Annotated in this window: 12 protein-coding genes; 10 read left to right on the forward strand and 2 right to left on the reverse strand. The window is 74.6% G+C overall.

Annotated elements, in window-relative coordinates; translation table 11 throughout:
* From L1885_RS11805 to L1885_RS11820, 4 genes are all read left to right on the forward strand, one after another.
* A partial coding sequence (locus tag L1885_RS11805; RefSeq protein WP_235797021.1) for a tetratricopeptide repeat protein occupies window positions 1-960 on the forward strand: 960 nt, incomplete at its 5' end.
* 218 nt (window positions 961-1,178) lie between these two features.
* A complete protein-coding gene (locus tag L1885_RS11810) occupies window positions 1,179-2,693 on the forward strand; it encodes a vWA domain-containing protein (protein ID WP_235797022.1) in 1,515 nt (504 codons plus the stop codon).
* Entirely contained in the window at window positions 2,690-3,595 is a 906-nt protein-coding gene (locus tag L1885_RS11815) for a hypothetical protein (protein WP_235797023.1), read from the forward strand. The genes L1885_RS11810 and L1885_RS11815 overlap by 4 nt, the downstream gene beginning before the upstream one ends.
* Entirely contained in the window at window positions 3,592-4,887 is a 1,296-nt protein-coding gene (locus L1885_RS11820; protein ID WP_235797024.1) for an ABC transporter substrate-binding protein, read from the forward strand. Before L1885_RS11815 ends, L1885_RS11820 begins: the two co-directional genes overlap by 4 nt.
* A 149-nt stretch (window positions 4,888-5,036) precedes the next feature.
* Here L1885_RS11820 and L1885_RS11825 read toward each other — a convergent pair whose 3' ends face one another.
* A complete protein-coding gene (locus L1885_RS11825; protein WP_235797025.1) occupies window positions 5,037-6,170 on the reverse strand; it encodes an L-talarate/galactarate dehydratase in 1,134 nt (377 codons plus the stop codon).
* Between the two features lie 98 nt (window positions 6,171-6,268).
* Between L1885_RS11825 and L1885_RS11830 the strand changes: the two genes are divergently transcribed.
* The 6 genes from L1885_RS11830 (at window position 6,269) to L1885_RS11855 (ending at window position 13,383) form a co-directional block, all read left to right on the forward strand.
* A complete protein-coding gene (locus L1885_RS11830) occupies window positions 6,269-6,520 on the forward strand; it encodes a YkoF family thiamine-binding protein (protein ID WP_235797026.1) in 252 nt (83 codons plus the stop codon).
* 53 nt (window positions 6,521-6,573) lie between these two features.
* A complete protein-coding gene (locus tag L1885_RS11835) occupies window positions 6,574-6,885 on the forward strand; it encodes a helix-turn-helix domain-containing protein (RefSeq protein ID WP_235797031.1) in 312 nt (103 codons plus the stop codon).
* 161 nt (window positions 6,886-7,046) lie between these two features.
* Complete coding sequence (locus tag L1885_RS29150; protein ID WP_235797027.1) at window positions 7,047-8,042, forward strand: 2-oxo-4-hydroxy-4-carboxy-5-ureidoimidazoline decarboxylase; 996 nt, start codon at window positions 7,047-7,049, stop codon at window positions 8,040-8,042.
* Window positions 8,043-8,045: 3 nt separating this feature from the next.
* Window positions 8,046-8,963 carry a factor-independent urate hydroxylase gene (pucL, locus tag L1885_RS11845; RefSeq protein ID WP_235797028.1) on the forward strand — a complete coding sequence of 306 codons (918 nt, stop codon included), beginning with the start codon at window positions 8,046-8,048 and terminating at the stop codon, window positions 8,961-8,963.
* Between the two features lie 283 nt (window positions 8,964-9,246).
* Window positions 9,247-10,623: an 8-oxoguanine deaminase gene (locus L1885_RS11850; protein ID WP_235797029.1), complete on the forward strand. Its 1,377-nt coding sequence runs from the start codon at window positions 9,247-9,249 to the stop codon at window positions 10,621-10,623.
* A gap of 552 nt (window positions 10,624-11,175) precedes the next feature.
* Window positions 11,176-13,383, forward strand: coding sequence for a M64 family metallopeptidase (locus tag L1885_RS11855; RefSeq protein WP_235797030.1), 2,208 nt, complete (start codon window positions 11,176-11,178; stop codon window positions 13,381-13,383).
* Window positions 13,384-13,546: 163 nt separating this feature from the next.
* On the opposite strand, the gene L1885_RS11860 is transcribed toward L1885_RS11855, so the two are convergent.
* Window positions 13,547-14,371 carry a chitosanase gene (locus L1885_RS11860; protein WP_235797032.1) on the reverse strand — a complete coding sequence of 275 codons (825 nt, stop codon included), beginning with the start codon at window positions 14,369-14,371 and terminating at the stop codon, window positions 13,547-13,549.
* Between the last annotated feature and the right edge of the window lie 226 nt (window positions 14,372-14,597).

The raw sequence follows: 14,597 nt of genomic DNA on the forward strand, positions 1-14,597 counted from the left end.
GAGGGGCCGCGCACCGCGGCGCCGGGCCCGGCGGAGGCGGCGCGCGCGCTGCCGGTGCCGCTGCCCGATCCGGCCGACCCGGCGACGGTCGTCCTCACGCAGCAGACCACCCAGAGCCCGGACCGGATCGCCGCGGAGTCCTCGGGGAACGCGAGCCTGCGCACACCCGAGGCCGCCTTCTGGCTCTGCCGGGCCTACCTGGAGGCGGGCGACACCGGGCAGGCCGAGGCCTGGCTCGACCGGGCGAGGGAGCGCCTGCGGACGGCTTCGGACGGCTCGGGCGGCAGCGCGGAGAACGACTGGCGGCTGCCCTGGCACACGGGCGTCCTCTACCTCACCCGCGGCGAAGTCGCGAGGGCCGCCGACGAGTTCGCCGTCACCTACACCCTCATACCGGGCGAGTGGGCGCCCAAGCTGGCCCTCGGCTACTGCTCGGAGGCCGGGGGCGCCGCGGGCTCGCTGACCAAGGGGTACTACGAGGCCGTCTGGCGCCGCAACAAGAGCCAGGGCAGCGCCGCCCTCGGCCTCGCGCGCGTCCATCTGCGCGACGGAGAGCGGGAGGAGGCCGTGAAGGTCCTGGACGCGGTACCGGCCACCTCGCGCCACCACGACGTCGCCCGGATCGCCGCGGTGCGGGTGCTCGCCGGATGCCTCGACGGCCACCCGCCCACCGCCGGGCAACTGGTGCGGGCGCACGAGCGGCTCGAGCGCCTGGACCTGGAGGGGGAGGCGGCCGCACGGCTGGCCGCCGAGGTCCTCGGGACGGCATGGGCCTGCGTGCCCGCCGAGGGCTGGCAGGCGCCCCTGCACGAGCGCGAGTTCTTCGGGGCGGACGCGGCGGACCTGGACCGCAGGTACTTCGAGGCACTGCGCGCCCTGGCCGGCCAGGCGGCGGACGCCCGGGAGCTGGGGGCGCTGCTCGACCGGGCCCACGACGTCAGGCCGGAGAGCAGGTTCTGATGCGTGGGCCGCGTACGTACGGGAGCGCGGGACGCCCGGCACGCATCCGCGCCACCGGCCGCATGCGCACACGCGCCACAGGCCGCATCCGCGCCACCGGCCGCACCCGCACACGCGCCGCAGGCCGCGGGCCGGCGACCGCACCCGCACCACCCGCACCACCGGCAGCATGCACACGCACCACCGACCGCGCGCAGACGCACCACTGACCACCGGAGGTGAGGACGACGGCGACCGACGAGCGGGGCTCCGAAGGCATCAGGATCGGGCTCGACGTGCACCAGAACAAGTACCTGTCGGCGCGGCGGCGCGAACGGGAGATCCACGCCATCGTCACCGTCCGGGTCGAGGGCTCCGGCGGCGGCGGTTCGGGGGACAAGCTCGCGGAGGTGCTGGTCGTCGACTGCTCCAGCTCCATGTCCTCCCCCCAGGAGAAGTTCCGCGCCGCGAAGGACGCGGCCGTCGCCGCCCTGCACATGCTGCCCGACGGCACCCCGTTCGCCGTGGTCCGCGGCACCGACACGGCGAGCACGGCCCACCCGGAGGGCTACGGGCACGGGGGCGAGGCGGTCCCCGCGGCCCCGGTCGCCCCCGACACGGCCGACCGGATCGTGCCACGCATGGACGCCGGTCAGCGCGACGCGGCCGGACACGCGGTACGTGCCATGGACGCCGTCGGAGGCACCTCCATCGGGACGTGGCTCGACCTGTCCAGACGGCTGCTGGCGGCCAGGCCCACGCCCATCGGACACGTCCTGCTGCTGACCGACGGACAGAACCTGCACGACAGCGTGCTGCCGCTGTCCGGTGTCCTGGAGGCCTGCCAGGGCCGGTTCGTGTGCGACTGCTGGGGCATCGGCGACGACTGGGACGCCCGGGAACTCATGCGGGTCGCGAGCGCCCTGCACGGCAGGGCCGACTGCGTGGACGAAGTCGCCGACCTGGCCGCCGAGTACCGGGCCCTCATGGGCGACCTGCTCTCCAAGACCGTTCCGGAGATCGTGCTGCGCGTCGCGCCCTCGCCCGGCGCCTCCGTGCGCTTCGTCAAGCAGGTCTTCCCCACCGAACTGGAGCTGACCGGCACGCCGTCCGGAGCGGCGACCGAGTACCTGACGCGGGCCTGGGGCGACGAGAGCCGCCGCTACCACGTCTGCCTGAGCGCCGATCCCGAGGGTGCGCCGCAGGGCGAGGACCTGCAGCTCGCCGCCGTGTCGGTGCTCCTCCCGGACGGGGCCGCGGGAGTGGCGCTCCCACCGGCGCGCGCCTGCGAGGTGCACTGGACGGACGACCCCGCCCTGTCCGGCGCACCGGGCCCGGCCGTAGGGCACTTCGCGGACCACAAGCGGCTCGGCGAGGCCGCCGGAGCGGCCCTGGACGCCTTCCGGCGGGGGGACCGGGCCACGGCCACCGAGCGCCTGGGGGCCGCCGTCGCGGTGGCGCACCGGCTGCGCGCCGAGCGGACGCTCGACCGGCTGCGCCGCCTCGTGGAGATCGACGACGCGGCCCGGGGCCGTGTGCGGCTGCGGGACGGGTCGCACGTGGTCGACTTCCAGCGGCTGATCACCTCGACGGGCCACAGCACCTTCGGTCCCGGCACGTCCACGGCGGAGATCGAGGCCGCCCTCGACGCCGACACGGTCGCGACCCTCCCGTGCCCGGTCTGCGGCTGCCCGACGCCCGTGGGCGCCACGTACTGCAACGACAGCGGCCACGTGATCGCGAGGAACGCGTGAGCGGCACCGCGCGCGAACTCGCGCGCAGGCTCTGGCTGCTGCTCGCGCTCACGACCGCCGCCACCTGCGCCCTCTTCGGCTCGTACCAGGGACTGCTCTGCACGGCCGTGCCGCTGCGGGACACCAGTGCGCCCGCCGTGCTCGCCCTCGACACGGCCCGGCAGGCGCTGGACCAGGCCCGGGCGGAGGACGAGGACCCGGCCGCCGGCGCCGACTTCCAGAGCCATCTCACCGTCGTCAGCACGAGCCTCGCGGCGGTGTCCGCAGAGGACGTCACCGGGCTGTCCGGCCGGCAGACCCTGCAGACCGTCACCGGACTGCTGACCTCCTACGGCAACTTCGTCCAGCTCGCGCACCAGGAGCCGCCCGGGCCGCTGCGCACCGGCTACCTGCACTTCGCCCAGCAGGTGCTGGACGGGGACGAGGGCATCACGCAACTGCTGGCCGGCCTTCAGCACCGGCAGCGCGCCGTGGTGGGCCGGCAGACCTCGGTGGGCCCCGCCCTGTGGACGGGCTGGGCCCTGACCCTCGTGTTCGGCGCGGCCCTGATCGTGGCGCTCGTGGAGACCCAGGTCTACCTCCGCCTGCGCTTCAGGCGCCGCTGGAACCGGCCCCTGCTCGCCGCCTGCGCGCTGCTGGCGGGCGGAGTCGCCGTGCTCGCGGTGTTCGCGTCGTGGACGGCGTCCGCCTACGGCGACGTCCGCGGCGCGCTCGCGGTCGGCACCGGGGACGCCGGGAGGATCCAGGCCGCGGGCAAGGACGTGGCCCGGTTCCTCGCGGGCAGCGGCTTCCGGGCCGGTCTCGCCTGGTGGGTCCTCGTGGTGGGCGCCGTGCTCCTCGGCCTCGTGGCCGCCGGACTGTGGCCCCGCGTCAACGACTACCGCTTCAGGAGGACGCGATGAGGCGCCCCTCGGCCCGTACCGCCGGAATCGCCGGGATGTGCCTGACCCTGGTCGCGGCCTTCCTCGCCTTCGCCCTCGACCCCAACCGCTCGCCCGGCTCGGTGAGCGTGCTCGTCAACTGGACGGGCGCGGACCTCGCCGCGTTCCGCGACGACGTGGTCACGCCGTTCGAGGAGGAGACCGGGATCCGCGTGGACCTCCAGGGGAGTTCCGCCGAGAGCCAGATACTGGCCGCCGACAGCGGGACCGGCAGCCCGCCCGACGTGGCGATCGTGCCGGGCCCCGGCGAACTCGCGGGCTACGCGGCGCAGCGCCGCCTCGTCCCGCTGGACGGCATCGTCGACATGAGCGACTACCCCGGTGTGTGGAACATCCGGGCGGGCGGGCCGGGTGCCGGGCACAGCTACTGGGTCCCGGTCAAGGCGGACGTCAAGTCGCTGGTCTGGCACGCCCCGATGAGTCCCGATCAGGTGAGGGAGGCCGCGGCACGGCCGGCCGCCTGGTGCCTCGGCATGGCGGCCGCCGCGACCTCCGGCTGGCCCGGCACCGACTGGGTCGAGGACATCCTCCTCCAGGGCGACGACGGCCCCGCGCTGTACGACGAGCTCGCCGCCGGCAAGGGGCGCGGCTGGGACACCCCGGAGGTCAGGAAGGCGTTCGCGACCTGGAGGACGATGGTCGGTGCCGGGGACCCCGCCCGTGCCGAGGCCGCGCTGACGACGGGCTTCGCCGAGGCGGCGGGCACGCCGGGCAAGGCGGCCGGCTGCTCCCTGGAGCACCTGCCCGCGTTCGCCCGTCTCGACCCGGGCTGGCAGGGCCGTTCGCCCACGTACGAGCCCTCGGCGGACGTGATCCCCGGTGCGCGTCCCTCGGACGCGCGCTGGGAGGTGAGCGGCGACCTCGCGGCCCTGTTCCGCAGCACGCCCCTGTCCGACCGGTTCATGCGCTACATGACGAGCGAGAAGGCGCAGCGGACCTGGCTGGCCGAGCACCGGGCGGGGCTGTCGGCCGACACGGCGGTGCCACCGTCCGCGTACAAGGGCGACCCGGTGGCGCAGCGCCTCGCGAAGCTCCTGCACGAGCCGGGGGCGCGGTACTGCTGGGACGCCTCGGACGCGCTGCCCCCGCTCGTGCGGGACGCCTTCACGGACGCGGTGCTGCGCTTCCTCGCGGACCCCGGGAGCCTGCGGACCGAGCTGCGGAAGGTGCAGCAGGCGAGCGACCTGGTGCACCGGCAGGTCGAGGAGGGCGGCCGCACGGTCGCGTTCCTCCCGCACGCCTGCTCGGGCTGAGGGCCGCCGACGGGCGGCGGCAGGCCGCCGCGCCCCTCCCGCGGATCCGGCGACCGGCGTCCCGGCGGAGTCGGCGGTGCGCCATCCGGGGCGCCGGGACGCGAGGCCCGGGGGCGTCAGGGTGCGTCAGGACGTGACGTCCGGCGGGGTCAGGGCGCGACGCCCGCCTCGAAGACCTCGGTCGTCCAGGCGTGGGCCTGCTCGCTGAGCGTGATGCCGAGCCCCGGCCTGCCGGGCACCAGCATCCGGCCGTCCTCGATGCTCAGCCGCTCCTCGAACAGCGGCTCAAGCCAGTCGAAGTGCTCGACCCAGGGCTCGGCCGGGTACGCGGCGGCGAGGTGCAGGTGGATCTCCATCGCGAAGTGCGGTGCGAGCTGCAGATGGTCGAGGTCGGCCAGGGCGGCGAGCTGCAGGAACGGCGTGATCCCGCCGATGCGGGGCGCGTCCGGCTGGAGGACGTCGGCAGCGCCCAGGCGCATCAGCTCACGGTGCTCCGCCACGCTCGCCAGCATCTCGCCCGTCGCCACCGGGGTGTCCAGCGCGGCGGCCAGTTCGGCGTGCCCGGCCGCGTCGTACGCGTCGAGCGGCTCCTCGATCCACACCAGGCCGAACTCCTCCAGAGCGCGGCCCATGCGCCGCGCCGTGGGCCGGTCCCACTGCTGGTTCGCGTCGACCATCAGCGGCACGCCGTCGCCGAGCCGCTCGCGCACGGCGGTCAGGCGGCGCAGGTCCTCGCGCGGGTCGGGATGGCCGACCTTGATCTTCACGCCGCCGATGCCGCGCGCGACGGCGGCGGACGCGTTCTCGACCAGTTCGCCGACGGGCGCGTGCAGGAAGCCGCCCGACGTGTTGTAGCAGCGCACGCTGTCGCGGTGGGCGCCGAGGAGTTTCGCCAGCGGCAGGCCGGCCCGCCGCGCCTTCAGGTCCCACAGGGCGATGTCGTAGGCGGCGACGGCCTGGGTGGCGAGGCCGCTGCGGCCGACGGACGCCCCGGCCCACACCAGCTTCGTCCAGATTCTGCCGATGTCGCTCGGGTCCTCGCCGAGCAGCGCGGGGGCCAGCTCGCGGGCGTGGGCGAACTGCCCCGGTCCCCCCGCCCTCTTGGAGTACGTCAAGCCGATGCCGCGGTGGCCCTCCGCGGTGGCGATGTCGGCGAACAGGAGCGCCACTTCGGTCATGGGCCGCTGGCGGCCGGTCAGCACCTTGGCGTCGCTGACGGGCACGGGGAGCGGGAGGCGGACGGCGGAGAGACGGATCCAGGTGATCGTGTCGGACTTGGTCATGCACCTGGCATCCCCGGGACGCGGCCGCCCCATGCGCCCGTTAGAGTCGCTATCGTCGGTCGGGAAGCCACAGGTCACAGCTATCGCGTGGGGGCACAGTGCGGCTGAGGGTGGAGTACACGACGGAGCCCTTCGATCTCGAAGAGGCGCCGGAGCACGCGGTCGTGGCCCGCGAGGTCGTGGCGGCGGCGCGGCTGGACGCCTTCGACGTCGGCCCGTTCGGCAACACGGCGGAGGGCCCGGCGGACGAGGTGCTCGACGCGGTCGCGGGCCTGCTGCGCGCGTCCCTCGGCGCGGGCGCCACCCGGATATCGGTGCAGGTCAACGTCCTCGCGGAGGGCGGCAGGTGACCGAGCAGCCCGACCACCCGCTGGTCGCCGCCGTACGGCCGCTGGTCGACGCGATGGGCGGCCAGGTCCTCAGCCCCGCGGACGCGGGCCCCGACGACGTCGTGCTGTCCTGGGAGCAGGCCCCCGTACTGGCCGTGCGCCTGCCGCAGCTGGCGGACTCGCTGGACCACATCCTCGCGGCCCTGGAACGCACCCACGGCAAGCCGCTCGCCGAACTGGACCGGCGCGCCAAGCAGTCCGTGGTGCGCGGGCTGGAGGCGCGCGGCGCCTTCTCGGTCCGGCACGGGGTCGAGACGGTGGCCGGGGCGCTGGGCGTCAGCCGCTTCACCGTCTACAACTACCTCAACCGCGACAAGACCTCCTGAGACCCGGGGCGGTGGCACGAGGCGCCGGGGAGGCTCGCGCGGGAGGCGGGGCCGCGCCGGGAGCGGAACCACGCCGGGCCATTTTTCAACAAACTGTTGACGGAGCCTCCGTCGAGGGCGTTAGCTGAGCGCAGCCGGTCCAGTACTGCCAGGAGGCCTCGGTGACGTCCCCCCTCGCTCGGTTCAACAACGCGCCGCACCCCGCGGTGCTCGCCGCGCTGCGGGAGGTGTGCTCCGCGTCGGTCTGGTGCGAACGGCTGGCCGACGGACGTCCGTACGGCACTGCCGAGGAAGTGCTCGCCGCCAGCGACGCCGCCACCGGGGCACTGACCGGTGCCGGGCTCGACGAGGCCCTCGCCTCCCACGCCCCGATCGGGCGGCCGGCCCCGGGCGACCCGGTCTCCTCGCACGAACAGCGCGGCATGGCCGACGCGCCCGAGGCGCTGCGCGCGGAGATCGCGGAGCTGAACCTCGCCCACGAGGAACGGTTCGGCCACGTCTTCCTCATCTGCGCGACCGGCGCGAGCGCACAGTACATGCGGGACGAACTCGTCCGGCGCCACGCACTCACGCCGGAGCAGGAACGGGCTCAGACCCGCACCGAACTCGGCAGGATCAACCGGCTCCGGCTCACCCGCCTGCTGGCGCGGGCCTCGGCGTCCGTGTCCACGCACGTCCTGGACACCAGCTCGGGACGTCCCGCCCCGGGGGTGCCGGTGGTCCTGTCGGCCCGGGGCGCCGGCGGCACCGCCTGGGCCGAGCTCGGCGCGTCGGCGACCGACGCGGACGGCCGGTGCAAGGACCTCCCGGCCCTGCCGGCGGACGCACGGCAGGCGCGGCTCGTCTTCGGCACCGGGGAGTACCTCGCGCCGGCGGCGGACCGCACGCGGCCCGACGCGGGTCCCGCGGGCGGGGCCGGCATCACCGGCACGTCAGGCATGAGCAACATCACCGGCACCGACACCGTCACCGCCACCCCCGCCGGCACGGCGGCCACCACCACCTCAGCCGAGGCACAGCAGGACGCCCCCGCGCTTCGGGACAGCGGCGCGTTCTTCCCCGAGATCACGGTCTCCTTCGCCGTGGCGCCGGGGGAGCACTTCCACGTGCCGCTGCTGCTCAACCCGTTCGGCTACTCCGTATACCGAGGGAGCTAGCAGATGCAGCAGACGCCCACCACCGTTCTCGGGCAGAACCAGTACGGCAAGGCGGAGTGCCGGGTCGTCACCGTCGTGCGCGACGGAACCACCCACCACCTCAAGGACCTCAACGTCTCCGTCTCCCTGTCCGGCGACATGGACGAGGTGCACTACTCCGGCTCGAACGCCAACGTCCTGCCGACGGACACCACCAAGAACACCGTGTACGCCTTCGCGAAGGAGCACGGCATCGCGTCGGCCGAGCAGTTCGCCACGGTCCTCGCCCGGCACTTCGTGGCGGGCCAGGAGCAGATCCACCGGGCGCGGATCCGCGTCGAGGAGTACGCCTGGGAGCGGGTGGCCGCCACCGGCCACTCCTTCGTGCGCAGCGGCCGCGAGACCCGGGTCGCCCAGGTCTCCTTCGACGGGGCGCGCACGGAGGTCGTCACCGGCCTCAAGGACCTGACCGTGCTGAACTCGACCAACTCCGAGTTCTGGGGCTACGCCAGGGACACCTACACGACGCTGCCCGAGACGCACGACCGCATCCTCGCCACCGACGTCTCCGCCCGCTGGCGCCACGGTTGGGACGGCGCCGGCGGCGCGCCCGCTCCGGACTGGGACGCCTCCTACGCACGGGCGAGGGACCACATCGTCCAGGCGTTCGCCGAGACGTACTCGCTCTCGCTCCAGCAGACCATGTACCGCATGGGCAGCCGCGTCATCGAACAGGACCCCGGCATAGAGGAGATCCGCTTCTCGCTGCCCAACAAGCACCATTTCCTCGTGGACATGGAGCCGTTCGGCCTCAAGAACGAGACCGGGGCGCCCGGTGGGACGGTCTACCACGCGGCGGACCGCCCCTACGGGCTCATCGAGGCCACCGTCCTGCGCTCCGGCGCCGAGGCGCTGATACCGGCGGACCTGACGACGCTCTGAGCGGCCGTCCCGGACCCAGCCGTCCCACCCCCGTGCGCCCGCCACCCGGCGGTCCGCGGCGGACGCGGACACAGCACGGCCCTCGACGCGCGCGCCGGCGTCGTCCCGGCCCCACCGGCCGGGACCAGGAGGGAGAGCGGGGGCATCTGCGCACCCCTGACGCGCCACGGCCCGCGGCTCACCGGCGGCCGGCGCACCCGCGGACCCGGTCGTCACCCCGCTCGGCCCCCGGATCCGTACGCCGAGGGCCCCCGCGGGCCCACGACAGGAAGAGGAAACCGCCATGGCGGCTTCGCGCATCGTCATCGAGAACTGCGCCGTCGCGACCGTCGACGCCGAGGACACCGAGTACGCCTCGGGCCACGTCGTCGTCGCGGGCGACCGTGTCGAGTCCGTCGGCCCCGGCCCCGCGCCGGAGGGCCTCGCGGGCGTCGTGCGGCGGGTCGACGGCACCGGCCACCTGCTCACACCGGGCCTCGTCAACACCCACCACCACTTCTACCAGTGGATCACCCGGGGGCTCGCCACCGACCACAACCTCTTCGACTGGCTGGTCGCGCTCTACCCGATCTGGGCCCGCATCGACGAGCCGATGGTGCGGGCCGCCGCACAGGGCTCCCTCGCGATGATGGCGAGGGGCGGCGTCACCACCGCCACCGACCACCACTACGTCCACCCCAAGGGCGCGGGCGACCTGTCCGGCGCGATCGTGGACGCCGCCACCGGGACGGGCGTGCGGCTCACGCTGGCGCGCGGCTCGATGGACCGGGGAGCCTCGGCCGGGGGCCTGCCCCCGGACTTCGCCGTCGAGTCGCTGGACGAGGCCCTCGCGGCGACCGGCGAGACCGTCGACCGCTACCACGACGCGTCCTCCGACGCCATGACCCAGGTCGCCGTCGCACCCTGCTCGCCGTTCTCGATCTCCACGGAACTGCTCCGCGAGGGAGCCGAGTTGGCGCGCAGCAAAGGGGTGCGGCTGCACACGCACGGCAGCGAGACCGTCCAGGAGGAGCAGTTCTGCAAGGAGCTGTTCGGGATGGGCCCCACGGAGTACTTCGAGTCGACGGGCTGGCTCGGCCCCGACGTGTGGATGGCCCACTGCGTGCACATGGACGACGGCGACATCGCGGCCTTCGCCCGCACCGGCACCGGGGTCGCGCACTGCCCCTCGTCCAACGCGCGGCTGGGCGCCGGCATCGCCCGGGTGCCCGACATGCTCGCCGCCGGGGTACCCGTCGGGCTCGGGGTGGACGGGACCGCGTCCAACGAGTCCGGCGAGCTCCACACCGAACTGCGCAACGCCGTCCTGGTCAACCGCTTGGGCGCGCACCGCGAGGCGGCACTCTCGGCCCGTCAGGCACTGCGCCTGGGCACGTACGGCGGCGCCCGCGTCCTCGGGCGGGCGGCGGACATCGGCTCGATCGAGCCGGGCAAGCTCGCCGACCTCGTCCTGTGGCGGATGGACACGCTGGCCCACTCGTCCATCGCCGACCCCGTCGCCGCCCTGGTGCTCGGTGCCCCCGCCCCGGTGACGCTCTCGCTCGTCGGGGGCCGGGCGGTGGTGGAGGACGGGCGCCTGACCCTCGTCGACGAGGACGCCGTGGCCCGCGCGGCCGCGGCGGAGGCCAGGCGCCTCGCGCGCATCAGCGACGGGGCCTGACACCGCGTAGGGTCGGCCGGTCCCGGCGCGCGCTGCCGAAACGGCGGTGCCCCGCGCGCGCCGCCGGGGCCACGCCGGATCCGCATGCTCCGGCCGAGGGGGACGGCCCTCGGCCGGTGGCCGAAGGCCCCCGAGCGGGGGGCCCGCGGCCGGCCGGGCCGGGAGAGCACCGCGAAGCCTCGCGGCCTCCCGGCCCGGCGACACCCCCGCGCGCCGCACGGCACCGCCCGGTCACCGCCGCCCGGCCCCCCGGCGATCATGCCCGTACGCCCCTTGTCAGGTCACGGCCACGGTGATTACCGTGAACGCCGCACAGGACTTGCTGCACGGACACCACGGCCGGTGCCGGCGACGGGCAGGTGTGACCACGCTTCAGGCGCCCGCGGCCGCCGCCCCTTCGAGGAGGGAAGACCCACCGCGGCGCCCCACGGGCGGCAGCGCTCCCTCCCGGGCCCGCCGCTCCCGCACGCGCGCACCCCCACTCACGCCGCACTTCGACGGTCTCCCGTGCCCGCCGTGCCGGGCAGGTCACGACGCTGCTGAAGGAGTTCCGTGGTGAAACGGCTGTGGCTTGGCCTCCTCGCGATCGTGCTGGCGCTCGGCACGCTGACCGCCGCACCCGCCGCGGCGGACGCCGCGAGACTGGAGGCGGCGCCCGCGGGCGCCGCCGCCGACGACGCGACGGTCGTCCCGGTCCAGGTGACCGGCGACCCCGCGAACCGCTGGAACCTCGTGGTGCTCGGCGACGGCTACACCGCCGCCGAGATGCCGAAGTTCCTCGACCAGGTCGACGCGCAACTGAACGTGCTGTGGGGCCTGGAGCCGTACAAGAGCTACCGCGACTACATCAACGTCTACGCCGTCGAGACGCCCTCCCAGGAGTCCGGGATCAGCTGCGACCCGCAACTGACCTCGCCGAAGCGCACGACACCGCTGAGCATGAAGCTCTGGAGCGGCTGCTCGGCCACCGGAATCCAGCGGCTGCTCGTCATGGACGACACCGCCGCGAAGAAGTACGCGGCCCTCGCCCCGGCGGCCGACCAGATCCTGGCCCTGGCGAACAGCGACACCTACGGCGGCGCCGGCGGCTCGTACGCCACCGCGACCGGCGGCAACGCCATGTCCGCGCTCATCGCACCGCACGAACTCGGCCACTCCTTCGGGGGGCTCCAGGACGAGTACGACTACTACACGCGCGGCGTGACCAGCGGAACCTACACAGGGCCCGAGCCCGCCTCCGTCCACCACACGCTCCTGACGGAGCAGCAGATGCGCGACCAGCAGGCCAAGTGGTGGCGCTGGCTGGGGGAGCGCAGCGAATCCGGCGGCACCATCGGCCGGTTCGAGGGCGGCATGTACTACACCGAGGGCGTCTGGCGGCCGAGCCTGCACTCGATGATGAAGACCCTCGGCTACTACATGGACCAGGTCAGCCGGGAGCAGATGACCGCGGCCCTGTCGGGGTCCGTGAACCTCATCGAGGACTCGACGCCGACGGACGCACCGCTCGCGCTCACGGACGAGGTGTGGATCGACACCGTGCACCCCGTGTACGAGGACCTCGACGCGACCTGGAGCGTCAACGGCAGGGCCGTGCGCACCGGCGGCGGCACCCGCTCCGTCAGCCTGCGCGAACTCCACGCGAAGCCGGGCGACACGATCGGCGTGAAGGTCGTCGACGACACCCCGTTCGTCCGCGACCCCGCCCTGCGCGACAGCAGCCGGATGACGGCGACCCGCAGCTGGACCGTGGGCGCGACGGCCGCAACCGCCGCGGGGGACACCGCCCCGGCCATCACGCTGGCCACCCCGGCGGACCACCCGGTGGGGGCCGACCAGGTGCTGTGGGTCGATCCGAGCCACCCGCGCGACCACGCGCTCGACGTCACCTGGCGCGTGGACGGACGGGTCGTGGGGCACGCGGAGAGCCTCCACCTCGCCTCCCTCCGGCTCGGCCGGGGCACCCACCGCGCCGAGGCCGACGTGAGCGACCCCCGCGCGGGCAGGGCACCGGTGGCGAAGCAGCAGTGGACCGTCGACGCGACGCCGGCGGTCAGCGACTACACCGTCTCGGACCCGGTCAAGGTCTCCCGGAACGCCGACGGCACCGCCCACTACACCGTCAAGGGCTCCTTCAGCCTCGCGCTGGCCGCGCACGACGACCAGCAGGGCGCGCTGTTCTCCGAGTTCCGCGTCGACGGCGACGGATGGTTCCACTACTTCGGCTGGCCGACGGACAGTTCGAAGCCGTTCCTGTTCACGCCCACCGGTACGAACGTCGACGACCTGATCTACGGGAACCTCGGCACGGGCGGCCTGTCCACGTCCCCGTTCGCGCAGCGGACGCCCGGATACGGCACGCACCGGATCGAGTACCGGTCCGTCGACGCCGCGGGCAACGTCGCGCCGGCCAAGGCGTTCACAGTCACCGTCCTGCCCGAGAACCCGCCCGCTCCGGGCGCGGTCCCCGTCACGTCGACGGCGGTGACCCGGTGCGTCAAGGACAACACCCGGATCACGGTGTCGGCCCGCAACGCCTCGTCGCACACCGCCACCCTCACCCTCGACGCGCACGGCACCGCCCGTACGTTCAGGAATGTCCGGCCCGGTGCGGCGGTAACGGCCGTGGTCACGACCGGTGAGCCGACCACGGAGACGGGCAGCGCGACGGTGACCGCCCACGCGGACGTCGCCGGCCACCACGGGCACCACTCGCTCGACGCCACCTACCAGGTCCCCTACAACCGCTACGCCTGCTGACGGCCCGAGTCGCGGACCCGGACCGCACGGCGGCGCCCCGCCCGAGCGCAGGGGGCGCCGCCGTGCGCCGTCCGGGGCGGGGCCGCCGGTGCCGTGCCCGCTCCGTTCCCGGGAACCCGCCGCGCGGTACGGCCGAGCGCCGCCCGCCGGGGAGCGCGCCGCGTCACCGCTCGATGCGGTAACTGTCCCCGTACACCTTCCACTTGAGAGGCGGCCGCAAGTCCAGGTTGCCCTCGTTCAGGAACACCCGCTGCTCGGTGTCGACCCGGCTGGTGTCGTGGTGGTCCGGCTCCTGACGCATGGCCCACACCCGCGCTTCGAGGAACGCCGCGAGGTACGCCTTCTCCCCGCCGCCCTCGGCCGGGGTCCGCGCCGCGCGCAGGGCGCGCCGCCTGATGGAGCCGAAGCTCGTGGGCGCGTGGCCGTTGCCGTGCATGACGACGGCGTCGTAGTAGAAGAACTGCCCGAGCGCCCCGAGACCGTCCTTCTTGGCGCGGTCCACCGCCGGGTCGAAGTACTGCGTGTCACGTTCCGTGTCCTGCGCCGCGCGCATGCGCGGGTCCTTCGCGGCGGTCACCCAGGCCGCCACGAAGCCCTCGCCGAGGCCGTCGTGGGAGGCGCTGCCCGCCGCGGCGAGCCGGCGAAGCGCGGGCAGGTAGCGGGCGAGCGCGCTGCCGGGCCGGGCCCCGTCGTACGCCTCCACCACGTGCAGCAGGTCTCCGCAGCCGGTGCAGAAGCCGATCAGGCCGGCCGTGTAGCCGCGCCCGTCGCCGATGTCCTCGATGTAGCCGTACTGGGCCCGCCAGTCGAGCGTCGAGTTCTCGGCGCTCGACACGAGCCGCATCGCGACGTCCTTCTCGGCGGGTGCGTCCAGGCCCGCCGCCGCGACCGCCCGCGCTGCGCCGGGTCCCTGTCCCACGGCGCCGGCGGAGCACGCCGCCGCGCAGGTCAGGGCCAGGGCGGCCAGGAGCGGGAGCGCGCGGCGCATGCGATGGGTCACGTGCGGGGTCCTTCTCTCGGTGGCCGTCCGCCATCTGCCGACGTGGTGTGGCATGACCCACAACATCGGAAGATTACGCGGCGGACGGTGCCGTCCGGCGTGATCGCGACTTTCCGCCCCGGCCGCCCCGCGGCCTGGTAATGCGGCGCCGGCCCCGGCGGGCCCTCGCGGCCGCCGCCTGCCGGGCCCCTCCGGGCGGCCTCCAGGGGCCGCC

The organism is Streptomyces fuscigenes, from assembly GCF_021556455.1.
Taxonomy (GTDB): Bacteria; Actinomycetota; Actinomycetes; order Streptomycetales; family Streptomycetaceae; genus Streptomyces; species Streptomyces fuscigenes.